The 24,687-nt window shown below is 63.8% G+C and carries 12 protein-coding genes and 6 pseudogenes; 8 read left to right on the top strand and 10 right to left on the bottom strand.

Going from position 1 to position 24,687, the window contains the following annotated elements:
- Positions 1-76: 76 nt before the first annotated feature.
- The 6 genes and pseudogenes from XpopCFBP1817_RS11375 to XpopCFBP1817_RS11345 all read right to left on the bottom strand — a co-directional run.
- Positions 77-880, bottom strand: a pseudogene (locus XpopCFBP1817_RS11375) (sensor histidine kinase); the annotation flags it as partial.
- 4 nt (positions 881-884) lie between these two features.
- Positions 885-1,550, bottom strand: a complete 666-nt coding sequence (locus tag XpopCFBP1817_RS11370; RefSeq protein ID WP_128417210.1) for an alpha/beta hydrolase — start codon at positions 1,548-1,550, stop codon at positions 885-887.
- Between the two features lie 130 nt (positions 1,551-1,680).
- On the bottom strand, positions 1,681-3,618 hold the full coding sequence (mdoH, locus tag XpopCFBP1817_RS11365) for a glucans biosynthesis glucosyltransferase MdoH (protein ID WP_128417209.1): 1,938 nt from the start codon (positions 3,616-3,618) through the stop codon (positions 1,681-1,683).
- Between the two features lie 617 nt (positions 3,619-4,235).
- Positions 4,236-4,681: pseudogene (locus tag XpopCFBP1817_RS22165) on the bottom strand (protease-associated domain-containing protein); the annotation flags it as partial.
- Positions 4,658-5,193: pseudogene (locus XpopCFBP1817_RS11350) on the bottom strand (hypothetical protein); the annotation flags it as partial. The pseudogenes XpopCFBP1817_RS22165 and XpopCFBP1817_RS11350, both read right to left, overlap by 24 nt.
- 234 nt (positions 5,194-5,427) lie before the next feature.
- Positions 5,428-6,906, bottom strand: coding sequence for a SulP family inorganic anion transporter (locus XpopCFBP1817_RS11345; protein ID WP_128417207.1), 1,479 nt, complete (start codon positions 6,904-6,906; stop codon positions 5,428-5,430).
- A gap of 213 nt (positions 6,907-7,119) precedes the next feature.
- Here XpopCFBP1817_RS11345 and XpopCFBP1817_RS11340 point away from each other — a divergent pair.
- Positions 7,120-8,351 (top strand): annotated as a pseudogene (locus XpopCFBP1817_RS11340) (cellulase family glycosylhydrolase).
- 438 nt (positions 8,352-8,789) lie between these two features.
- On the opposite strand, the gene XpopCFBP1817_RS11335 reads toward XpopCFBP1817_RS11340, so the two are convergent.
- The gene (locus XpopCFBP1817_RS11335) at positions 8,790-11,513 is read right to left on the bottom strand and encodes a PAS domain S-box protein (protein WP_244171142.1); all 2,724 of its coding nucleotides are present in this window, start codon (positions 11,511-11,513) and stop codon (positions 8,790-8,792) included.
- A 272-nt stretch (positions 11,514-11,785) separates the two neighbouring features.
- On the opposite strand from XpopCFBP1817_RS11335, the gene XpopCFBP1817_RS11330 reads away from it, so the two are divergent.
- Both XpopCFBP1817_RS11330 and XpopCFBP1817_RS11325 read left to right on the top strand, forming a co-directional pair.
- The gene (locus XpopCFBP1817_RS11330) at positions 11,786-14,671 is read left to right on the top strand and encodes a M16 family metallopeptidase (RefSeq protein WP_128417205.1); all 2,886 of its coding nucleotides are present in this window, start codon (positions 11,786-11,788) and stop codon (positions 14,669-14,671) included.
- A gap of 374 nt (positions 14,672-15,045) precedes the next feature.
- Complete coding sequence (locus XpopCFBP1817_RS11325; protein ID WP_128417204.1) at positions 15,046-15,975, top strand: GAF domain-containing protein; 930 nt, start codon at positions 15,046-15,048, stop codon at positions 15,973-15,975.
- Between the two features lie 679 nt (positions 15,976-16,654).
- Here XpopCFBP1817_RS11325 and XpopCFBP1817_RS11315 read toward each other — a convergent pair.
- Complete coding sequence (locus XpopCFBP1817_RS11315; protein ID WP_167393913.1) at positions 16,655-17,683, bottom strand: hypothetical protein; 1,029 nt, start codon at positions 17,681-17,683, stop codon at positions 16,655-16,657.
- Positions 17,684-17,833: 150 nt separating this feature from the next.
- Entirely contained in the window at positions 17,834-18,589 is a 756-nt protein-coding gene (locus tag XpopCFBP1817_RS11310; RefSeq protein ID WP_128417202.1) for a DNA-formamidopyrimidine glycosylase family protein, read from the bottom strand.
- A gap of 105 nt (positions 18,590-18,694) precedes the next feature.
- On the opposite strand from XpopCFBP1817_RS11310, the gene XpopCFBP1817_RS11305 reads away from it, so the two are divergent.
- Both XpopCFBP1817_RS11305 and treA read left to right on the top strand, forming a co-directional pair.
- Positions 18,695-19,471, top strand: coding sequence for a DUF72 domain-containing protein (locus XpopCFBP1817_RS11305; protein WP_128417201.1), 777 nt, complete (start codon positions 18,695-18,697; stop codon positions 19,469-19,471).
- Between the two features lie 422 nt (positions 19,472-19,893).
- Positions 19,894-21,567 (top strand): alpha,alpha-trehalase TreA, encoded by a 1,674-nt coding sequence (gene treA, locus XpopCFBP1817_RS11300; protein ID WP_128417200.1) that lies wholly within the window; start codon positions 19,894-19,896, stop codon positions 21,565-21,567.
- A gap of 61 nt (positions 21,568-21,628) precedes the next feature.
- Here treA and XpopCFBP1817_RS11295 read toward each other — a convergent pair whose 3' ends face one another.
- The gene (locus XpopCFBP1817_RS11295; protein ID WP_208619606.1) at positions 21,629-23,170 is read right to left on the bottom strand and encodes a type III effector; all 1,542 of its coding nucleotides are present in this window, start codon (positions 23,168-23,170) and stop codon (positions 21,629-21,631) included.
- A 197-nt stretch (positions 23,171-23,367) separates the two neighbouring features.
- Between XpopCFBP1817_RS11295 and XpopCFBP1817_RS22955 the strand changes: the two are divergent.
- The 3 genes and pseudogenes from XpopCFBP1817_RS22955 to XpopCFBP1817_RS11285 all read left to right on the top strand — a co-directional run.
- Positions 23,368-23,502: pseudogene (locus tag XpopCFBP1817_RS22955) on the top strand (IS1595 family transposase); the annotation flags it as partial.
- 27 nt (positions 23,503-23,529) lie between these two features.
- A pseudogene (locus XpopCFBP1817_RS24005) lies at positions 23,530-23,888 on the top strand (transposase); the annotation flags it as partial.
- 57 nt (positions 23,889-23,945) lie between these two features.
- Positions 23,946-24,407, top strand: coding sequence for a hypothetical protein (locus tag XpopCFBP1817_RS11285; RefSeq protein ID WP_128417199.1), 462 nt, complete (start codon positions 23,946-23,948; stop codon positions 24,405-24,407).
- Positions 24,408-24,687 lie beyond the last annotated feature (280 nt).

Here is a 24,687-nt window from a genome sequence, read left to right as displayed (position 1 = left end):
TGGAGCGATTACGCACACTGCCCGAACACGTCTACAACCAGATGGTCATGGGCTGAAAAACGTGGGGATACCTCAGATGCAGCACCGCATTTTCCACCAGCGGCTGCAGCACCAGGGGCGGCATCGGCAACTCCCACGGCAATGGCTCCTGGCGGTGCCAGCGCACCTGAAGGCGTTCGCCCAAGCGCAGCGATTCGATCGCCAGATAGCGCTCGGCCAGTTCGCATTCGGCACGCAAGGTGGACAGGCCTTCGCCGGCACCGAGCGCGGCGCGGAACAGATCCGACAGATCCAGCACCGCCTGCTCGGCCACTACCGGGTCGCGCCGCAACAGGCTGGCAATGAGATTCATGCTGTTGAACAGGAAATGCGGGCGGATGCGCGCCTGCAAGGCATCGGCCTGCGCGCGCGCATTGGCCTGCACCTGCGCTTCCCAGCGGTCGCTGACATAGAAATAGCGCAGCGCCAGCGCGGTGATCAGCACCACCGTGGCCGCGCTGCCGAGGGTGAAACGCCAGAAACCCACCAGCGGCCCCAACGGCGCCTGCCCGAGGACCGAATACAGCCCGTGCACGATGCCGGCGCCGAGCATTGCCACGACGGCGGCGATCGATAGCGCAGTCAAGCCGCCCAGCTTGGGCGACAACCGCGACAGGCTGGGCTGTAACACGCACAGCAGCACGGTGACCGCCAGCGCCAGCCACAACGCCAGACCGCTGGCCGACACGAAGCGCGACAGCGTGATGCTGCGCGCCGCGCCGGCATCGGGCACCAGCGTCACCACCAGCACCACCAGTTCGGCCAGCCCCAGCATCGCGCCCAATCGCGGTAGCCGGCACAGGTCCGGCATCCATGCGATCTGTGGCGCGCGCGGGGCCATGGACTCAGGCGGCGGTGAAGCGCGCCTGCATCCAGTTGCGCAGCGCCTCGATCTCTTCCAGACAGACCTGATGGCCCATCGGGTAGGTCTGCCATTGCAGTGCGAAGCCGAGCGTGCGCAAGGTCTGCGCGCTCTGCTCGCCGGCACCGAACGGCACCACCGGGTCGGCGGTTCCATGCGCCATGAACAACGGTTGGCGGGTGGCGGCCGGCTGCAACTGGCTGGCGGCGGCGACCGGGTCCGGCAGATAGGTCGACAGGGCGATCAGCCCGGCCAGCGGCACACTGCGCTGCAAACCGACCGCCAGGGTCACTGCGCCGCCTTGCGAGAACCCGGCCAGCAGCATGCGCTCTGGCGCGATGCCACGGGTCTGCTCATGGGCGATCAATGCTTCGATTTGGGCCACCGATTCGGCAATGCCGGCCTTGTCGGCGCGCTGGGCGAAATCCATGCTCACGATGTCGTACCAGCCGCGCATGCGCACGCCGTTGTTGATGGTGATCGGGCGGATCGGCGCATGCGGAAACACGAAGCGCAACGCAGGCCAGTGCGGGCGCACCAGTTCCGGCACCATCGGGGCGAAATCGCTGCCATCGGCACCCAGGCCGTGCAGCCACAGCACGGTCCATTGCGGGTTCGGTCCGGTCTCGCGTTCAATCACTTCCAACATTGTCCAGCTCCGCTTGCGGGCTGGGCATTATGCCTTGCGCCCCGATCGGTGTCGGCACGCATGGCGTGGCTTGCTCGGCGCGCCATACATGGCGCGACATACGCGGATCGTCGCGCGCAGCTTGCCGCGCTCAGATCAGCGACGGCTCCAGCGCGGCTGCGCGGCGCAGTTCCGCCGCGCGCACCAGCACCTTGGGCGGGTCGAGTTCTTCAGGGATGCAGAAGATGCCGGCCCGACGCAGGTCCAGACCGGTACGACGCAGTGAGGTCAGTGCCACCACCGGGATGGACAACGCCATACCGATGATCACCGGCGCCATCCAGGCCGCCAGCGACGGCGAGACCGTGTAGGCCATCGCGCCCATAAACAGACCGAATACGGTCAGCCCGCCATAGCTGCGCAACAGCGCTGGCCACGCCAGCTTGCCGTCGTCGCGCACCTGTGCGTCCCAACCCGAATCCTTGCCGGCCAGCACCTCGAACACGCCGCGCGACTGCAGATACATCACCACCGGCGCCATCAGGGCCGCCAACACGGTTTCCAGCAGAATGCTCAGCATGGCGCGCACCGCACCGCCGCAGGCGCGCAGTTCGCGCGGGTTGAGCAGCAGCGCGATGTAGCCCAGCAGCTTGGGCGCAAGCAGCACGAACATGGTGCAGGCGAAGATCCAGATCGCGTTGCCTTCGCTGCTGCCGTGCCAATAGCGTGCCGGCGAGAATGGCAGGCCATGGGCCAGGTCGATGCCTGCCCCGGCCAGCGGAATGCCGATGCCGATCAGCATCAACATGCCCCACATCGGCGCGGTGAAGTAATGGCCGATGCCGATCATCATGTGCATGCGGCTGATCCAGTGCAGGCCCTTGGCACCGACGACTTTTGCATGTTGAAGGTTGCCCTGGCACCAGCGCCGGTCGCGGATCAGCAGGTCGGTCAGCGTGGGCGGGCCTTCTTCGTAGCTGCCCTGCAGGTACGGCACCATGTGCATGGCCCAGCCGCCACGCCGCATCAGCGCCGCTTCGACAAAATCGTGGCTGAGCACATGCCCGCCGAACGGCTTGCGCCCGCGCAGTGCCGGCAGGCCGGCGTGATCGGCGAATGCCTGGGTGCGGATGATCGCGTTATGGCCCCAGTAATTGCTCTCGGCGCCATGCCACCAGGCCACGCCGAAGGCGATGATCGGCCCGTACACCCGGCCACCGAACTGCTGCATGCGCGCGAACAGGGTCTGCCCGTTGACCACGGCCGGCAGGGTCTGGATCAGGCCCACATCCGGGTTGTTTTCCATGCCGGCGACCAGCCGCACGATGGTGTCGCCGGTCATCACGCTGTCGGCATCCAGGATCAGCATCTGCGGGTAGCTGCCGCCGAAACGACGCACCCAGTCGGCCACGTTGCCGGCCTTGCGCGCGGCGTTGTCGGCGCGGCGGCGATAGAAGATGCGCCCGTGCCCGTCGACGCGGTCGCACAGCTCGCTGTAGACAAGTTCTTCCGCAGCGCCGATGTGTTCGCGGGTGGTGTCGCTGAGCACGAAGAAGTCGAAATGTTCCAGCTGGCCGGTTTCGGCCACTGATTCGTAAATCGCCTGCAGGCCGGCCAGCAACCGGCGCGGGTCTTCGTTGTAGGTCGGCATCAGCAACGCGGTGCGCGTGTGCACTGTCGGCAGCGGCGCATCCGGGTCGATGCCGAGCTTGCGTCCGGCACCCGCCACCACGGTGACAAAGCCGGCCACTGCGCTGGCGAAGGACATCGCGATCCAGGCGAACAGCAGCACGAACAAGCCAAGCAGGCAGCCTTCCAGCACGCTGATGCCGCCGGGCCACAACACGCTCAGCATCACCCACACCGCCACGGCGGTAGTGGCAAAGGTGCCGCCGATCAGATAGAAACGCCGCACGCCGATGCCAACTGGCGCGGTGCGCTGATGCGGTACCTGCAGGCGACCTTCGCGCAGCTTTTGTTGGGGCATCGCCAGCGGCGCTTCGGGCGGCAGCGTGGGCTGGCCGGCGTCGAGGGCGGAGATGGTGGGGAATTCAGTCGGTGCGGGGGAAAGGGTCACAGTGCCGTCCATCAAGGCTGCCAGTCGCGCAAAGGCGACAGTGCGGGCTGAAACGGGAGATCCATCGCAGCTACGTAAAACGAGGTTGTCACGCGCACAGTATCGTGGGCGAGTCCGACGGTGTGCGACCACGTCGCAGGTTTGGCAGCTCTAAGACCACTCCGATGCACACGCTCTCCTGACTGCAACTTCACGTCGCGGCTCATCCTAAAGAATCGATCGTTAAGGAAGCGAAGGGCGCTTTGCTGTCGTCTTCGCCCCACCCGACGAGGACAGCGCGGCAGACTACGCCGCAGCGACCGAACACAACCCCAACAGATTGCAGCCTGGCGCGCGCGCTGTCATCGGCGGCGAACCACGCTGTCGTGTAAGACAACCGCAAGTGGTGTGCCAGGAAGTGCAATCGGTTGCATCGACAGCTGGCTCAATTAATCGGCTGCGCGTTGCCCTCGCCGCTCGCGGGACACGCCGGTGCATCCGTCCATGGAGGCTCCGTGGCGGCATCCACCAGACATGCACGTCGTGCACCTCTTGCAACCTTGCACACCGACACTCCCAACGGGTCCTTGCCCGCTCACCGTCGCGGGCTCTTGTGCGGCATGGATGCCGCATAAGAGCCTACATGTTTGATCCCAGCCATAAGAGGCCGGCGCGGTTTCATGCACCACCAGCACGCCGAGCGCGCCCTGGCGTGCGCATTCTTCGTACTTGTCGGTCCAGCGGCCGTAATAGGTCATGCCGGCGCCGTCGAAGGCGCCCGTGTCGGTTTCGAAATCCGGGGCGTTGATCAGCACTACCGCAATCTTGCCTTTCAACTCCACGCCCTTGAAGTCGTCCCAACCGCGCTCCGGCGCCTTGACGCCGTAGCAGACGAACACCAGCGGTGCGTTGGCGATGTCCACGCTGGACGAACCATCCAGCGTGGCGCGGATGGCGATTTGCTTGCCTTGGGTCAGCGTTTGCGGCTTACCGGCCTTCTGCAAAGCGATGGTCGGTGCGACGCAGCGGCACCGCCTGGGTCAACGCGCGCTTGCCGTCGGGTCAGATCGCCGCCCGACTGCAGACCGGCCGCAGCGCCGCCTGCGAACAAGCGCAGGATCACATCGTCGAAGGTCTTGCGATTGCGCAGCCCGGTCAGCGCATCGCGCTGGGCATCGCCGAGCAGGCTGCTGTCATTCTGCAAGAAGCGCGCAAAGCCCGGCAGCATTGCTTGCTCGGCGGGGCCGGGAGCGCACACGCCCCCACCCGCAAACAGGTGCGGATGCCGCGCGCTTCCAGCATCGGGTAGACCAGCAGCGCACGGCCGCTTTCTCTGAAATTGCATCACCTCGCCCGGCCCACGCGCGTTGGCCAATTGCTGACGCATCTGCACGCTGTGGATGTCGGCCACCTTCAACGACAGCCGGCCGTCGTCGCGCAGCCGGGTTTCGGCCATGCTGCGGTGGTCCGGGGCCAAGCGCAGCGCAGGGATAGTTCTTCGAACGCGCAGACCTCGCGCACGGTGCGCAGCAGGCTCAGATCGAGCAGATTGGCATCGCCAATGACGGTCAGATCCACCATCCGTTCCAGCAGCGGTTCATTGGTCATCGCCGCGCCATCCGTGTACGGACGCAAGCCCGCAGCACCGCTGGCGGTACGCAGACAGCCAGCTCGGGCTGCAACGCACTGGCATTACGACGATCACCGGCAGCTTCGAAGTGGGGTCATCGGCGCTATTCAGGCGACCTTGAGGCCGCTACCCAGTCACGCTCAGCGCGCGGCCAGCCAGCGTGGGGCGGCTGTGTGCGGCTCTGCTGGATGCGCCCAGACACCCTGCTGCGCTCAGGGCAGCGCCGATTCCAGTGCGTCTTCGCCCGGCGTGTGCGCCTGCATCAGCCGCCGGCTGCTGGCGTTCAAGCCTGTGACCTGCACCTCCAGCCCGTGGTGACGCAGGCGCTGCACCACTTTTTCCAGCGCCGCCACGGCGGTGATATCCCAGAAATGCGCGCCGCTTACGTCGATGAGCACTGTGCGGCCCGGTACCTGGCGTGCATCGAAAGCATCGACGAACACGTCGGCCGAGGCGAAGAACACCTGCCCGCGCACTCTGTAAGTGCGCACGCCGTTGTCGTCGTCCCTGTGGGCGATCTGCAGCAGCCCGGCCACCTTGAAGGTGAAGAATACCCCGCTCAGCACCACACCCACCGCCACGCCTGCGGCCAGGTTGTGGGTGAGCAAGGTCACCGCCACGGTGGCCACCATCACTACGCTGGACGTGCGCGGATGGGTCAGCACGGTGCGCAGCGAGCGCCAGTCGAAGGTCTCGGCCGAGACCATCACCATGATCGCCACCAACGCCACCTGCGACACCCACGGCTTGAGCGCCACCATCAGGATCAGCAGGAACACGCCGGCAAACAACGTCGACAGGCGCCCGCGCCCGCCGTATTTCACGTTACCCACGGTCTGCCCGATCATGCCGCAGCCAGCAATGCCTCCGAACAGGCTTGCCGCTGCATTTGCGATGCCCAGCCCGGTGCATTCGCGGTTCTTGTTGCTCGGGGTGTCGGTGAGTTCGTCGACCACACGCGCGGTCATCAGCGATTCGAGCAGGCCCACCATTGCGATGGCCAGAGCCGGCAAGGCGATGATGCGCAAGGTCTCCAGCGTCAGCGGCACCGCTGGCCATTGCAGGAATGGCAGCGCGTTCGGCAGCTTGCCCAGATCGGCCACGGTCTTCAGCGGTAGGTGCAAAGCCGTGCTTGCAACGGTCAGCAGCAGGATGCACAGCAACGGCGAGGGAATCGCCGACACGCCCGGCAGGCGCAGCCGTGGCAGGCCGTAGATGATCGCCAGACCCACGCCCAGCATCGCCCAGGTGATCAGGTTGGCGCCGTGCAGATGCGGCAGCTGCGCGACGAAGATCAGCACCGCCAACGCGTTGACGAAACCGGTGCGCACAGAACTGCTGACAAAACGCATCAGCACACCTAGCCGCAACAAGCCGAACAGGATCTGCACCGCACCGGCCAGCAACCCAGCCGCCAGCAGATACGGCAACCCGTGCGTGGCCACCAGCGGTGCAGCAACCAGTGCAACGGAGCCGGCCGCAGCCGAAATCATCGCCGGGCGCCCACCACAAAACGCAATGACAATGCCGATCACGAAGGACGCAAACAGCCCAACCTGCGGATCAACGCCGGCCACGAAGGCGAACGCGATCACTTCGGGAATCAAGGCAAACGTTGCGACCGCACCGGCCATCAGTTCGTGCGCGGGTGAGGCGCGCCATTGCGCCAATTCGGCACGCAACAAGGACATTGGAAGACACTCCGGGAACAGATAAGGACAGCCTGCGGACACTGCGCAGGGGCAATAGTGTGCGGGAAAGCGACTCCGCCCGCAGCCTGCGCGTGATCGGTGCGGCAATGCGATTTTCTGTGGCCGGGATCACGCCACACAAAACGGCTGCCGACCAAGATGCCCCCCCTCACCGCGCCCGACTGTCGGGCTCGGTTCTCCAGAGAGATCACCATGTCCTTTTTCAGGGCTGCAAGTAGGCTCGCACTGGCCACGGCGCTGGCCGCTACGCCGACTTTCAGCTATTCCATCAGCAACGACAAGATTGTCGAGGACAACGGCAAGGTGGTCCAGCTCAAGGGTGTCAACGTGTTCGGCTTCGAGACCGGTAACCATGTCATCCATGGTCTGTGGGCGCGCAAAAGGTGATCAACGCATTCAACGCCCGCGGCATCTACGTGCTGCTGGATCACCACACACCCGATTGCGGCGCTATTTCCGAGCGCTGGTACATCAGCGCGTATTCCGAAGCGAAGTGGCTGGACGACCTGCGTTTTGTCGCCAACCGCTACAAGAACGTGCCGAGCGTGATCGGCGGGGATCTGAAGAACGAACCGCACGGCGCGGCCACCTGGGGCACCGGCAACGCAGCCACCGACTGGAACAAGGCGGCCGAGCGCGGTTCGGCTGCCGTGCTGGCGGTGGCGCCCAAGTGGATCATCGCGGTGGAAGGCATCACCGACAACCCGGTCTGCTCGACCAATGGCGGCATCTTCTGGGGCGGCAATCTGCAGCCGCTGGCCTGCACCCCGCTGAACATTCCGGCCAACCGCCTGCTGCTGGCACCGCATGTGTACGGGCCGGACGTGTTCGTGCAGCCGTACTTCAACGACAGCAACTTCCCCAACAATATGCCCGCAATCTGGGAGCGTCACTTCGGCCAGTTTGCCGGCACGCATGCACTGCTACTGGGCGAATTCGGCGGCAAGTACGGCGAAGGCGATGCGCGCGACAAGGTGTGGCAGGACGCATTGGTGAAGTATCTGCGCAGCAAGGGCATCAACGAAGGCTTCTACTGGTCGTGGAACCCCAACAGCGGGGGCACCGGCGGCATCCTGCGCGACGACTGGACCAGCGTGCGCGAAGACAAGATGACCCTGCTGCGCACGCTGTGGGGCACGGTGAGTGGCACCACCCCGACGCCACCCCCGACTCCTACATCCACTGGCAGCTTCAGCACCAAGGTGATCGTGGACAGCCGCTGGAGCGGCGGCTCCTGCAACCGCGTGCAGGTCACCAACAGCGGCACCGGTAGCGGTAGCTGGTCGATCTCGCTGCCGGTCACCGGCACCTGGAATGTGACGTGGTCGCAGAGCGGCAGCACGCTCAAGGCCAGCGGCGTGGACTGCAATCGCACACTGGCAGCAGGTGCAACCGCCCAATTCGGCTTCTGCGCGGCGAGCTGAGTGCAGCAAGGCGCGCACGCAGTGCGTGTCCGCCGTTGCGTTGTGAGCTGCTGGCAGTTTGCGAGGTAAGGATGTGGCATCACGCAGTGATCGATTGATGGATGCTTATCGGCCGCAACCTGCCTGAAGGCAGCAGGCATTTGTAAAGTGCTGCTTTTGCGAGAGCGCCATCCTATCGATCGCACCGAGGTAGTTTCTATCTCGACGTCAAGTTTTGACTACGATGTGCACCTCAGTGCTTGAGGTGTGAGCAGCACCTTTACAGCGCTGCATTGCGCGCAGTGAACCCTTATCGATGCAATTGCATCGCTTATCACAAAATCAAGACGCGCAATGCCTGCTCCCGGTTGACGCAGTTTTACGGGTAGCCCGTCCCCTCATCGACCCTTTGGGCACCTTCTCCCGACGGGAGAGGGCAGTGCTGCCGCGCGGCCTGAATTACCGCGCGGCATCGCGCCCGGTGGTGGTTGTGTCGCTGCCGCGGCGGGCGCGTTTTGCGGCGTACATTGCTTCGTCCGCAGCGTGCATCAGGCTGGCGGCGTCGGCGTGGGCGCCGTGTTGCCAAGCGACGCCGATGCTGGACTGGATCGGCAGCTGTTGCTCACCGAACACTGCGCCTGCTTCAGCAGCGGTGCGAATACTTTCTGCCACTGCGGCGCATTCGGTCTGCGGGTCTTGCAGGTCGTCCAGTAACACCACGAATTCGTCGCCGGCCAGGCGTGCCACCAGATAACGGCTGCCGGCCGCTTGCTGCAGGCAGCGACCGAAGTCCACCAGCACTGCGTCGCCGGCGCGGTGACCATGTATGTCGTTGATGTGCTTGAAGCCGTCCAGGTCCAGGAACATCACGGCGACGGCGCGCTGCTGTTGCTGCGCCTGGGTCACGGCGATCTGCAACGCTTCGGACCAGGCATGGCGATTCGGCAAGCCGGTCAAGGCATCGCGGGTGGCGCGTTCGTGCATCAGCCGATGCAGCGTCTTGTGCGCGGTAACGTCGTGCGCCATCAGGAAGAACCCCTGCGCGTGCGTCGATGCGCTCTGCGTCTCGGGCACCAAGGTGATTTCCACATCGCGCGGGGTCGCGCCGCCAAACACCACGTGTTCGAAGCTGGCGCGTTGCCCGGCGATCACCTGCGCCAGCGCAGCGCGCGCGGCGGGGCTCAGATCTTCGCACAGCACTTGGGTGATGTGGCAGCCGACCAAGCTTGCCGGCTCCACGCCAAGCCAGTGGCGATGCGCCTCATTGGCGAACACGCAACGCTGCGCGGCATCGAACTGGCTGACCAGCGTCGGTGTGGCATCGCTGATCGCAAGCAAGCGCGCTTCGCTTTCGGCCAGGCGTTCTGCGGCGACATGGCGTTCGGTGACGTCCTGGATCTGCGAGACGAAATGCACCGGCGCACCGCTGCTGTCGCGCACCAGCGACACCGACAACTGCGCCCAGATCACCGCACCTTGCTGGCTGATGTAGCGCTTGGCCATGCTGTAACTGTCGCGCTTACCGTCGATCAGTTCCTGCACCAGGCGCAGATCCCTATCCAGATCGTCTGGATGGGTGATGGTCTGGAAGGTGGTGCGCAGCAACTGCTCGCGCGGATACCCCAGAATGCTGCACAGCGATGGGTTGACGTCGCGCCAGTCGCCTTCCAGCGAGACGATTGCCATGCCTTGCGGCGCAGTTTCGAACGCGCCGGTGAAGCGTTGGGCTGCCAGTTGCGCGGCGGCCTGTGCCTGCAACTCGGCAGTGACGTCGATGGCCATCGCCAGGTAGCCGGCCAGCCCTTGCAGCGCGTCATGGATGATGTTGAAGCACAGGCGCACCCGCCGCAGTCCGCCGTCCTTGCGCACCAAGGTCCAGATTTCTTCTGCGAGCACATCGCTTGCTGCAGCGGCAGCCAGCTTGATATACGAAGGCGGCGACAACGCAAGCGTGGCCATGTGCCGCTCGAGCTCGGCCGGCAGATGGAATTGCGCAGGGCAGGTGCCCAACACCTCGTCCGCCGCGTAGCCGAGCAGGCACTCGGCGCCGGGATTGAACAATTCGATGCGCCCGTTCGGGTCGAAGGCGATGATCGCCACGTCCTGCGAGGCGTCCACCAACGCCTGCAAGCGCGCGCGTTCGGCGGCCAGTGCAGCCGAGGCGTCGCGCGCCTGGGTGATGTCGTGCATCACGCACACCGCACCCAACGCAACGCCCTGGTCGCTGACCACCGGGTCGGCATTGCACAGCACGCTGCGCGCGGCCTGGCCGGCGGCACGGATCACCATCTCGGCATTGCGTACGTGCTCGCCGCGCCAGGCGCGCACCAGGGGAATCGCCTCGGTGGGCAGCAACGCGCTGCCGTCGGCGCTGTAGAGATCAAAATGTTGCGCCCATTGCGCGGGCGGCAACAGGCGCGGATCGGTGCCATGCCATTGCCGTGCGGCGTGATTGAACTCGTTCAGCAGACCATTGTTGTCGCAGGACACCACGCCGTCGGGCATGGCTTCCAGCAGCAGGCTCAGAGTCTGCCGTTGCGCCTGCGCAGCCAGCCGGTCGCGACGCGCCTCCAGTTGACTGACGGCCTGGCGTGCCAGCCGAATCAGCGCCTGTTTCTGGCTTTCGTCAAGCACCCGCGATTTGGTACTGAGCGTGCACAAGGTGCCGTACGCATAACCCTCGCGGCCGATCAGCGGCACGCCCGCATACGAGCGAATGCCGGGCGCGGCCATGACCAGCGGATTGCGCGCGAAGCGTGGATCTGCCTCGGCATCGGGCACCTCCAGCAACTCGGTCCCCATCACCGCATAGGAGCAGAACGACGCGCTGCGCGGGGTACCTTCCACATCGGTGCCGCAACGTGCCTTGAACCACTGGCGGTCGGCATCCAGCAGCGACACCAGCGCCATCGGCGCGCCGGTGATGTGCGCGGCCAGCCACGCGATGTCGTCGAATTCGGCCTCCGGCTCGGTGTCCAGCACTCCCAACCGGCGCACTGCCTCCACGCGCAAGGCGTCGTTGGCGGGAATCGGCACAGGTGGTAACAAGGCGGTCATGGCGTGAGCGGCGGGTAGCGTCGGGTCAAGGTAGGTCGCCAAAAGTAACGGCAAGGCGAGGATCAACTTGAGCCAAACGCGGCCGGGGCCGCTTGCTTGGCAGTGCGGAAAGGCGATCGCAACCAGGGCCTGCCAGGTGGTATTGGCACCTTCTGATCGAGTAGCTAACCGGCATTAACAATCATCGCACCGACTCACCGCCAGGCAGACCCGGCGGCTTGCCAGGCAGTGTGTCTGCCCAGGCACCGCGACGGCAAACCCCGGCCAACACCGCTTGCACCAGTTGCCGCCTTTCACGCACTGCACTGGAACCGGCAGCAGCGACACTGCCAAACAGCATTTGCGGCGCCGCCAAGCAGCCACTACCATCGACCGATTGCCCTGATCCGGAGTGTCACATGTTACGTCCGCTGTCCCTGTTGATCGCCGGTGTGCTCGGTGTCGCTTCCGGTACCGTTGCTCCCGCCGTCGCCGTCGCCGCCGCGCCTGCCAGCCTCTCCAAGAGCCCGGCCAGCAGCGCTATTCCCGAGATCGGCTACACCCGCTTCACCCTGCCCAACGGCCTGACCGTGGTGGTGCACGAAGACCACAAGGCGCCGGTGGTGGCGGTCAGCATCTGGTACCACATCGGTTCCGGCGACGAGCCGGCCGGCAAGACCGGCTTTGCGCATCTGTTCGAGCATCTGATGTTCTCCGGCTCGGATAACAACAAGGGCTCCTTCTTTGCGCCGCTTGAGAAAGTCGGCACCACCGACATGAACGGCACCACCTGGTTCGACCGCACCAACTATTTCGAGACCGTGCCGACCACCGCGCTGGATACCGCGCTGTGGCTGGAATCTGACCGCATGGGCCACCTGCTCGGCGCCATCGGCCAGGAAGAACTCGATACCCAGCGCGGCGTGGTGCAGAACGAGAAGCGCCAGGGCGAGAACCGCCCGTATGGCCGCGTGGACCAGAACATCCTGTCCAACCTGTTCCCGGCCAACCACCCGTATCAGCACGACACCATCGGCTCGATGGAAGATCTGGACGCGGCCTCGCTGGCCGACGTCAAACAGTGGTTCAACGATAACTATGGCGCCGCCAACACAACCCTGGTGCTGGCAGGCGACATCACCGTGGCGCAGGCGCGTCCCAAGGCGCTGCAGTACTTCGGCGACATCCCGTCCGGCAAGCCGGTGGCACGCCAGCAGCCGTGGGTGACCCCGCTGGCCGCGCAGAAGCGTGGCGTGCAGCACGACCATGTCTCGCAGCCGCGCATCTACCGCACCTGGGCAGCGCCGCAGCTGGGTAGCGATGCGGCGATCCAGCTGGATCTGGCCACCACCGTGCTCGGCGGCGGCAAGACCTCGCGGCTGTATCAGCGCCTAGTCTATCAGGACAATCTGGTCGACGACGTGTCGGCGTCGATCCAGGCCTTCGCCTTGTCCAGCCAGGTACAGATCCAGGCCGATGTGAAGGAAGGCGTGGACCCGGCCAAGGTCGAGGCGATCATCGACGAAGAACTCAAGAAGTTCATCGCCCAGGGTCCGACCGCCGACGAGCTGCAGCGTGCGCAGGTGGCCTACCGCGCCGGCTTCGTACGCGGGCTGGAGAAGGTCGGCGGATTCGGCGGCAAGGCGGTGATCCTGGCCGAGGGCCAGGTCTATCGCGGCGACCCGGGCGCCTACAAACAGGATCTGCAGCGCGGTCTAGCCGCCACTGTGAATAGCGTCAAGCAGGCCGCCGCCAGCTGGTTCGTCAAGGGCGACTATCTGCTCACCGTGCTGCCGGCCGGCAAGGACTTCGACCCCGCTGCCGAAGACAAGGCGGTGGTCGCACGTGGCGACGAACCCGGCAAGCCCGCGCCCAAACTGCCGGCCGCCGGCAAGTACACAGTCACCGCCTCCACACTGGACCGCAGCAAGGGCGTGCCGGAAACCAACCAGTTCCCCAATCTGAGCTTCCCGCAGTTGCAGCGCGGCACGTTGAAGAACGGCATCGAAGTGATCCTGGCCGAGCGCCACACCATCCCGGTGACCCAGGTCGAGCTGCTGTTCGATGCCGGTTATGCGGCCGACCAGGGCAAAAAGCTCGGTACCGCCAGCTTCAGCGCCGCGCTGATGAACGAGAGCACTGCCGCGCTGGATTCGGTGGAAGTGGCACAGCGTCGCCAGCGCCTGGGCGCGATCACTGCGGTCGGCTGCGATCTGGACAGTTGCAGCGCCTCGCTGGACGCACTCAACGACCAGTTGCAGCCCTCGCTGCAGCTGTTTTCCGACATCGTGCGCAACCCGGCCTTCAAGGCCGCCGATATCGAGCGCATCCGCGGCCAATGGCTGGCCGGCATCGCGCAGGAAAAGACCCAGCCCAACAGCCTGGCGCTGCGTGCATTGCCGCCGTTGTTGTTCGGCCAGAACCACCCCTACGGCATCCCGCTCACCGGCAGCGGCACCGAGGCGTCGATCAAGAGCCTCAACGCCCCGGATCTGCAAGCCTTCCACAGCCAGTGGCTGCGCCCGGATAACCTGCGCATCCTGGTCGCCGGCGACACCACGCTGGCGCAGATCATTCCGCAGCTCGATGCCGCCTTCGGCGACTGGAAGGCGCCTGCCGCGCCATTGCCGAAGAAGAACCTGGCCACTGTGGCCGCGCAGCCCAAGCCGCGCGTGTATCTGATCAATCGCCCGGATGCGCCGCAGTCGGTGATCCTGGCCGGCCTGCTCGCACCGTCCACCAAGGCGCCGTACAACCTGGCGATCGGCGTGGCCAATGGCGCGTTCGGCGGCACCTTCACCTCGCGGTTGAACATGAATCTGCGCGAGAACAAGCGTTGGGCCTACGGCGCCGGCACCCGCATGATGGATGCGCAGGGCCAGCGGCCGTATCTGTTCTCGGCACCGGTGCAGACCGATAAGACCGCCGAATCGGCCAATGAGATTCGCAAGGAAGCCACCGCGATCATCGGCGACAAACCACTGACCACCGCTGAGATCGAGAAGATCAAGAACCAGCGCATCCGCGCCCTGCCCGGCAGCTTCGAAACCACCGGCGCGGTGCTGGGTGCGATCGAAGGCATCGTGCAGTTCAACCGCCCAGACGATTATGTGCAGACGCTCAAGCCGCGCCTGGAAGCGATCGATCAACCGGCCGCACAGACCGCCATCAAGCAGATCATTGCGCCCAATGCGATGACCTGGGTAATCGTGGGCGACCTGAAGAAGATCGAAGCCCCGGTGCGCGCGCTCAAACTGGGTGAAGTGCAGGTGCTGGACGTCGACGGCAAGCCGGTCAAGCGCTGAGTGCGATTGACCCACCGGCTGCGCTGCTGCCAAGCGGCGCGGTCGTGTTGTATTGGCGGTGGGATGTCTCTAGATGCACGGCCCGGGCGCCTGCACGTGACTTCGTGCAGGCCTACCAGCAACTGCAAGGACCAAGCCCGCGGCTTTAGGTGACGCCCGCGCCGCCAGGCAGGCGTTGGCGGTGTTGGGCGGCGGCAAGCGTACTTGCCGCATCCATGCCCGCTTGTGGCTCGTCAGTCACAAAATGCGGGTGCTGCGTCTTCCCATGCTCGGTGTAAGGCCACGCCAACGCACGTGGCCAATATCCACGCTGCGTTATCGGCAGCGCCGGTATCGTGGCATCTTCCCTCACTTGCGCTTGTCTGGCTTATTCGATGAAAGAAATTCCCATGGCTGACGAAGGCTCTCGCCAACAGGTTCTGGACGGCTACCGCATCGTCGACAGCCTGCCCGAGGACACCTATCAAGACGTCGTGCAGGTGGCCGCCTCGTTGTGCGGCACGCCGATCGCACTGATGTCGCTGATCGATCGCGACCGCCAATGGTTCAAGGCCCAACTCGGCCTGGGCATGCAGCAGACCGATCGTAGCCAGGCGGTCTGCGATCACGCTATCCGCAGCCCCGAGCAGCTGATGGAAGTACCCGACCTGACCAAGGACACGCGCTTTGCCAATGTGTCGGTCGTCACCGGCGACACCGGCGCGCGTTTCTACGCCGGTATGCCGCTGGTCACCTCCGACGGCGTGTCGCTGGGCACCATCTGCGTGCTCGACACCGAGCCACGCACGCTCACCGACATTCAACGCACCGGCTTGCAGGCACTGGCGCGCGTCACCATGCGCCTGCTGGACGAGCGCAAGCGCGAATTGCAGCTCGAGCGCGAGGCGATCCTGCAGCCAGTGGCGCCGGTTGCCAGCCAGGCGGCCGCCGACACCGGGTATTACCTGGTGGTCCTGGAAGTGCAGGAACTGGCCGCGCTGGTCGAAAAACAAAGCGAGCGGCTACTGGGCCGCGTCCTGCAGCAACTCGATCAGACCCTGGCCGCGCACGTACAAGCGAGCGGCGACAGCGTGGACCGGGTCACCGACAGCGCCGAGTTCATCGCCGTGCTACGCGACCCCAACGCTGCGCAGAAGCTGCAAGGCCTGCGTGACATCGCCCAGCAACACCATGCGCTCGGCCTTACCGTGCTGATCGGCGCAGCGCAGGCGACCGGTGGCGATGAACCGATCGGCCAGGTGTTCCTGCGTGCAGAAGTGGCACTAAGCATCGAAAAAAACCGCTATCGGCAGAGTCTGGCGTAGGGCAAAACTCATAGCCTGATGTAGCGCTCGGATTGGGATGTTGCGAGGCGGCGTCGCCGTGATTCCCCACCCCCGCGGCCATCAGCGGTTGGGGCATGGTGGCAAGAGCGGCTTGTGCCCTTCTCCCACCGGGAGCAGGTGGCGCGTAGCGCCGAATGAGGGTGCGGTTGCCAAGCGATCGTGCGGCGCCTGGTGTGCAAGCTCCTACAAACCCCGGCTGCCTGCAATCAAAACACATCCCTAACTCGCCCACTTAGAGCGGCTAAAAGGCGATTGAACGGTGTGGATGCGTCGGTGGTGGAGCTGCGGCTTGGCTGCAGGGCCCGTGCCCGCCCACCATCGCGGGACACGCCGCAAGTACATCCTTGTAGTCTCTTACGCGGCATCCATACAGCGTAAGGTCCCGCGACGGTGGGCGGGCAAGGACCAGTCGGGAATGTCGGTGTGCATGGTTGCAAGCAGTGCATGCAGCGCGGCCGTTCGATTAGGTGCGGTCTGATCAGCTCAGTTCGATCGGATCGGATCCGAATAATCTCACTGCCATTGCCGACATTACTCCACGCGTCAACGAAGGCGCGTGCGACCAGCACGTTGCCGCCATTGATACAGCGTTCGAGAGGTTTTGTTAGCCACTCTTCGTCAGCTGCACGCAAACTCACCGACTGCCCCACTCACCTACTCACCCAGTCGCACACTGCTTCAACTGGCGATCGGCATACCACAGCGCGCGGCGGGCCAGATCGTAGGCGCTGTCGGCCTGGCGCGGCAGCATTTGCGCAGCCATCACCGGGTCGGCGCCGTTGTTCAAGGCGTGCTCGGCGCGCTCGAGATCGCCCAGATGCGTGCGCACCGGCGACAACAGCGTCTTGCGTTTGGACGCGTCGCAACGCGCACTGTGTTGCTCCAGCGCCACCAGCGCCTCGCGGATGCGGCGGCTGGCTTCACCCTTGAGATCGGGCGGTGTCTCATGCGCGATCGGTGCCGCCTTGTAGGCATCGCCGGTCGCTTCGCTGCCCATCTCTGCCTGATTGCCCGCCAACGCGGGGTTGAAACGCACCTCCGGCGGTGGTCGCGCCTTTGCCACCTGCGTCTGCGGCCCGTTGAGCATGTCGTTGAATTTTTTCATGCCACGATTCATTTCCTGCATCGCCACATCGCCCAGCGTGCCATCGCTCTTCCAGTCCTTGGCAAAGCGGGTGTCCTGGTACTGCACCGGATTGACCCGTTCCATCACATTGCGCGCCTTGGCCTGCGCGCGTTCGTCGCTCATGCCCGGCGGCACGGCGGCACCGTTTTGCGCCATCGGATCTATTTGCGCCGTTTGCGGCATGCGCAAACGGCCTGCGCGGGTGTAGAGCTGGGCGGCCATCGATTCATTGGCCGGCGCGTTGGCGGCGGCCAACTGGCGCTGCGGTGGTGGGGTCGGTGGGGTCGGTGTGGGCGGCGGCGCACTGCGGGCGGCCGATGTCGATGCGGCGTCAGGCGCAGCGCGCGGTGTGCGCTCGCGTGGTTGCGGCGGCTCCACCGGTGCCGGCAGCGTCAACTGCGGACGCGGCACGAAATACACCTGCAAACTGTCGTCGTGTCGCAGGGTTGTGCGCGGCGGCGGCATATACAGCAACAGGCAGGCAAGAAATAACAGCATGGCGCCCGTACATGCGACTGCGGCGACATGCGGGACAAGCGTTTCCTTCCTGCGGGTAGTCACAATGCGGGAGACCGATGAGATGAGAGATGCGCACGCCACACCGTTAACCCGGTGCAGGACGCGCAAATCTAGCGGGCACCGGGCCTGCGCGCGTTTGAAATTCGTTGTCTGGCCGTAAGGAGCCAGCCGCCATTCACGTTGAGCGCTGGGTCACACATCCTCCTCGGCCCGGTAAAGCCGTTGGCAGACTTCGCAGAAAAAGGCACGCCGCCCGGCCTTGCCCAGGTGCTTTCGATACTGCAGCGGGGCGCCATCGCGCGGGCAGCTGGTTTTAGTATGCACCTGGTAATTCTTTTTCAGCACGAAGGCCTTTTTCCATGCGTAGAAATCGAAGCTGTACTCGCGCGCCTGCGTGACCAGTTCGCCAAGCTTGCGCGCCGGCAACGCGCCCACTGCGCTCTCCGGATGCACACGGATGCGGTGCAGCACTTCGTTTTTGATGATGTTGCCGACGCCAGCAAAGATGGACTGGTCCAGCAATGCATCGGCGGCGAGTACGGATGGCGCGGCACGCAACTTGCGCCGCGCCTGCGCGCCATCCCATAGCGGATGCATGACATCCCCCGTCCAGTCGTACACCTCGTCCAACGGGCGATCGATAAACTGCACCGAGCACGCGTAGAAATTCAAACGCTGGCCCTTGGAAAATTCCAGACGCAAACGTGGCACCGCGTTGGGTTTGTCTTCGTCGATGCGATAACTGCCGAACAACAGAAAGTGGATGCGCACACCGAACTGCGCGCACTCGATCAAAAAGTGCTTACCCCAGCTGCGCAATGCCAGCACTTTCTGTTGATCCAAGCGCGCGATGTTCTGCTTACTGTTGCCGGAGACACGCAGGATTTTGCGACCGACAAACGCTTCGGTTTGTTCGCGCAGGATGACAAGGGAAGGACCTTCTGGCATGGGCCCAGTATCGAAGTCGTTGGTGAGTCGGCCGTGATCGCACTGCACACACAGTGCTGACGCGCACGCATGCATAGACTGCTGCCCAATTGCATCGCACCTGTCATGTCGCCTTGTTCGTCCATCGCCATGCCGCGTGTGCGCTGTGGCTGTGCAGGCTGGTCGGTTGCGGCTGCCGACCGTGCAGCGTTTGGTGACGGCGCCAGCGTGTTGCAGCGCTATGCCACACGTTTTGATGCGGCAGAAATCGACTCCTCGTTTTATCGCCCGCACCGTGCCAGCACCTATGCGCGCTGGGCCGACAGCGTGCCGGACGATTTCCGTTTTTCGGTGAAGCTGCCGCGCAGCATCAGCCACGACGCACGTCTGCACGCCGCCGGGCCGTTGCTGGACGCATTTCTGGCTCAGGCCGGCGCGCTGGGCACGCGGCTGGGCTGCCTGCTGCTGCAACTGCCGCCCAGCGCCGCGTTCGATGCGCGGGTGGCGGCCAGGTTTTTCGCGATGCTGCGGCGGCGCTGGGACGGCGGCGTGGTGTGCGAGCCACGCCACGCCAGCTGGTTTCTGCCGCAGGCACAAGCGCTATTGGCGCGTCACCGCATCGCACGCTGCGCCGCCGACCCGGCGCCGTTACCCGACGCTGCAACACCAAACTCAACCGCTGGGCCGTACTACTGGCGCTGGCATGGCGCACCGCGCATTTACTACAGCAGCTACGACGACAAGGCGCTGCAGACATTGGCCGAGGCGGTGCGCAATGCACCGCACAACGCAGCATATCCGCAAGCAGACCGCTGGGTGATCTTCGACAACACCGCCGCCGGGCTGGCAGTGCCCAACGCACTGCAGCTGCAGCGTTTGCTGGGAATCGAGCGCAAGCGCTAGCGGTTGTTGATGCAGCGTGCGAGTCCACCTGCCATCTCCAGGCTGCGGTGCGTCCAACAATACGCCCCGTCAGCCGGGAGCGCGGTCGCTAGCCCCGGATCGCCATCCACCGGCGCCTGCAGCGGTTTAATCGCTCGCCGCGCAACCCGGCCACCGACCGCAATCGCAGGTCAGCCCGCTCCAACTGGCGCGCATCTTGCAATAAACAGTCTACCTACGCCGAACCGCACCTGCTCAAGCTGCCTCAATCCGCGCCGATAGGCCTGGATTGGCGCAACAACCTGCGGCACCGCGCCGGATCACCTTGCTGAATCTAGTCGTCTCCGTGCGAAGCCTGTCGGCCCGCCGACACCGTCGTCCGGTCCCGCCCGCCACTTCGGTCGTTTACCATGCCTTACGCCACTGCCCGTTCTGGAGATGCCATGTGTTCTGCCGCGCCCCCGTGCTGCACGTCGCTGCTTGGCCTGTCGCTGAGCATGTTTGTTGCGCCGTGCACGCTGACTGCCGCGCCGATGGACACTCCGGTCGTCAACGTTCCTGCCTCCACACCGCCCACGCCCGACCTGGCCTACCCGGAACTGTTTCAGGCAGTGCAGAGTGGCGAGCTGTTCGATGACCAAAAGCACTTTGTCGACTTTTTGCCGCTGCGCGACCCGGCACTGATCAACGCCGACTATCTGGCGCAGCACGATCACCCCGGCTTTGATCTGCGCAAGTTTGTGGATGCCAATTTCGAAGAGTCGCCGCCGGTGCAGACCGATGCGATCCGCCAGGACACCGCGCTGCGCGAACACATCGACGACCTGTGGCCCAAGCTGGTGCGCAGCCAGAACCACGTGCCGCCGTACAGCAGCCTGCTGGCGCTGCCGCATCCGTACGTGGTGCCGGGCGGGCGTTTCCGTGAGGTGTATTACTGGGATTCCTACTTCACCATGCTCGGACTGGTGAAGAGCGGCGAGACCACGCTCAGCCGCCAGATGCTGGACAACTTCGCCTACCTGATCGACACCTTCGGGCATACCCCCAACGGCAACCGCAGCTATTACCTCAGCCGTTCGCAGCCGCCGTTCTTCTCCTACATGGTGGAACTGCAGGCCGGTGTGGAAGGTGAAGCGGTCTACCAGCGCTACTTGCCGCAGCTGCAGAAGGAGTACGCTTACTGGATGCAGGGCAGCGGCGACCTGCAGCCCGGTCAGGCCGCGCGCCACGTGGTGCGGCTGGCCGACGGCAGCCTGCTCAACCGCTATTGGGACGAGCGCGACACCCCGCGCCCGGAAGCCTGGCTGCACGACACCCGCACCGCCGCCGAAGCCGGCGACCGCCCGGCCGCCGAGGTCTACCGCGACCTGCGCGCCGGTGCCGAAAGCGGCTGGGACTACACCAGCCGCTGGTTGGCCGATGGCCACAACCTGCGCACCATCCGCGCCACCGCCATCGTCCCGATCGATCTGAACAGCCTGCTGTACCACCTTGAGCGCACTTTGGCCCAGGCCTGCACGCAACCGGGCGCCGAATGCACACAGGACTACGCCGCGCTCGCACTGCAACGCAAGCAGGCCATCGATGCGCATCTGTGGAACCAGGCCGGCTACTACGCCGACTACGACTGGCAGACGCGCACGCTGAGCGATCAGGTCACCGCCGCAGCGCTGTATCCGTTGTTTGCCGGGCTATCGTCGGACGAACACGCCAAGCGCACCGCCAGCAGCGTGAGTGCGCGTCTGCTGCGTCCCGGTGGCCTGGCCACCACCGCAGTGAAGACCGGCCAGCAATGGGACGAGCCCAATGGCTGGGCGCCGCTGCAATGGGTGGCGGTGGACGGCCTGCGCCGTTACGGCGAAGACGCGCTGGCGCGCACCATCGGCGAGCGCTTCCTCATCCAGGTGCAGGCGCTGTTTGCGCGCGAGCACAAGCTGGTCGAAAAGTATGGTTTGGAAGCCGACGCGGCTGGCGGCGGCGGTGGCGAATACGCACTGCAGGACGGCTTCGGTTGGACCAACGGCGTCACCTTGATGCTGTTGAATCTGTATCCGGGTACCGAGACAACGCCGGCGTCCGCCAAGCGCGCGCGCAAGCCCGAAGCGGCCGCGCGCTGAGGGCTTCATCGATCAAACGACCCACCTTCCTTATAGAGAGGGTAGGAAGCAGACAGGTCGGCTATCCATCGGATGTACCCACATCCGTCTCAGGTTCGTCTGATGTCCTTGTCGATGGCTCCAGAGATGTTTGATTAGACGAAGAGATCTTCAATGGATCCCATATGGCTAATCGATGACCCGAACCAATACCGAAAATACTAGCTGCAGATATTTTTTTTGGAGTTGAGTCGTTCTTTTCAGAATATCTATCTACAGCCCGCTGTAAAAGAGATGATGCACCGGTATTGCAATTTCCTACCTTGTCAGATTCATGCGGTGGTAGCCTTTTAAACCTTGGCGTGGACGCAAGGAGACGATCACGCATCTGAGTGTCAGCTCTGGGCCTAAAGAGCACAGAGGGGACCCCCGTTCCATTGCGGCCCAACAACTCATCTTGGTAAAGCTGATGAAGCGTGAACTGTTGTTTGGCTTCTAATAAATCGATGCTATCTACTTCAGATATCTGCTTTAGCCAAACCTTGCGCCCGATGTCTTTGGGGAAGTTTTCAAACGCCCTGAGATCCCGCTCAGGTGCGGTCGGCTTTGCGGCTCTGTAGTCATCGGCTTTCTTTGGCCACATTTCCATCGTAGACAAAGGCAGAAGGCGATATATGGAAGAAATTTCATCATGCAGACCCGACTGATCGACTGCATCACCCCTGGCACGACAATATGCATTGTAAAATTCTTCGCGACTAGCAAAGGACTCGCCAGCTAGCGTAGAGATCGCCGCCCGGATAGGCTCCGATAACTTGCAGACGGCTTTCGCTTTTACCTCACCGATAAGGCAAGCGAGAAGCTTGTCATCGAGAATAACCGGACCACGTTTCGGATCGCCCCCAACTCCATATAAAGCTGCACCGCTTTTACGTCCTTGGTTTGGGTCACCAGACACTACATAGCCATGCGTAGGAAGCACGTAACCCCGCGTATTCCTGTTGACGTAATACACAGGCACCCTACGCAACGCATCAGCGCCTCTAAATTTTAGCTCCTGACGTACTGTCTCAAAGGCTTCCCGCTCTTTTCCTTCTGGGAGCAACGGAAATTTACCGGGATGTCGTGCATCTACCACTTGTCCATCTTCGTCGCAGCGGAAGTCGATCAAGGCTGTTTTTCCATTGATAGCACGCGTAGCCCTCATCCAGCCATCGCCTAGATCGAGGAAGGTTGCATCCGGCCTACCCTTTCCATCAGCCATAAATGCGACGAACGCCTGAACACGCGATTCCGGATCCCGCATACCAAACAGGGATTCAATCTTGTGTGCAATTTTACCGGCGACTCCGGTCGCCTGGGTCCAATTGACACGTTTTTTTTCTGAATGAAGATCACCTAGTTGCTTGCTGCTTAATCCGCCCTTTGATTGCAACGTGCGACTTCCAGAATCGCCAAGAGATGCGCGTCTGGGAGCAGCGCCTATACCGTCAAAAGCAAATTTCTCAGCATGCAAATTTTTACTAGGGATACCTTCGACTGAGGAAGGAGATGTATCGCTAGCAATGCCTTCAGTAGGTTTGGAAACATTCATCGATCTCTGAGAATTATTTTTAATAAACATCATATCCTCCAGAAATTAGTTAATTAATCAGAATTGAAATTTCCTTTCATCTACGGAAGAATAACTCAGCGACGTAAGAATAAATTTGCCAAGCAAGAAATCTGCCATTCTGATTAGCACGCTACTTCAGCCAATCGCATGCCCTGAGCCTATTTGCCTGCACATTGACGGCGAGCCACTCGTGCAAGAGTCAGATCATGGCAATGAACCGCGTGCAGGTTCAACCAGGACTGTCGCTGCCACCCTTCCTGGCCGGCTATGGTAGCGAAGGGCCATGCGAGCGTTCCCTGGAAGCATCCCGCTGGCCCGACGGCTGCGTCGGTCCGCGCTGTGCGGGCAAGCGCTGCAGCAGGTTGCACCGACGCCTGCGGCCAGGGGCTGATGTGGACAGCGATGGGCTGGGCGCCTTCCGCGTTCTGGAAGTCGAGCACGCTCAGACGGTGATCGAGGGCCACGGCCGCAGCCGGTGCGAGCAACACAACGCCAGCTGGGTCGCTGTCGTACTGTCGCATCTGAAGCGGTCGTTGGACGCTGACTATCACCTTCAAGCTCGCCAGGTATGCGCATCGCCCTGGCCCAGACCTAATGGCGGTGCGACCGGCGCTTCGATCTGAACGCCCTGGCGCCGCGCCTGCTGGTCGCCGCCGCCAGGCTCAAGCTATGGACGGAAGACGTGCTGCAAGACGTGCCGGTCTTCTCGGCTGAAGTAGCGTGCTAATCAGGTGAGTTGAAGGAAACACACTTCCGGCCCTCAGCAGAACTCACTGCATCGGGCATGGTCCACGCGCCGACCGGGCTCAATGCGCCAGCCGCGCGCCTCGCGGAAACAGCGCTTACCGCAGAAGCAGCCGCATCACGCAGGCTCGCTCCTGCCACCGTACGTGGGCTGGGCGTTGTGGGTGCGGCGGCGGCGGTGTACGACCTGGGCGTTAAGGCAAGAAATACCGAGCGGCTGGACGCGCAGGGCAATAGCACCGCTGCCGATGCAGAGATCACTCGCTACGCCACGCGCAATCTGGGCGCCGTCGGCGGAGCCGTGCTTGGCGGAAGCGTAGGCGCAGCGCTAGGCGTGGAGCCTGGCCCAGGCTTGCTGGTCACAGGTGCGATCGGCGGCATCGTTGGTGCTGTGGGCGGCGATAAGCTCGCCGATGCCATCAACAACCACCGGATCTCCCACCAACAAGACGCGCAAGGCAACACCTGGCGCCTTGAGAGTCATCAAGCCGGAGCGCGGTAGGCACGGGAGGTCAGCACTGACGAAGTCGATCCAGCCGCTGTGGCCTTTGGCGAAGCCGGCGTGCCGTTCTACAAGACGCGGACAGAAGTCGCCACGCCAGAAGTTGCAGACTTACTGACCTTCAAAGCATTCCGTACGTCCATCGAGCTGGCCCTGGGTTCGCCGCCGCAGAATAAAACCCTGATACGCCCAGGGTTCCTTAGACACTCAAGACCCTCGTTGCGCGTAGCGCCGTTCAAACTCTACAGGGGACAAGTCGCCAGTTGAACCGTGGCGGAGG

It is taken from the genome of Xanthomonas populi, assembly GCF_002940065.1.
Lineage (GTDB): Bacteria > Pseudomonadota > Gammaproteobacteria > Xanthomonadales > Xanthomonadaceae > Xanthomonas > Xanthomonas populi.
This window is presented reverse-complemented; position numbering and strand designations above follow the sequence as displayed.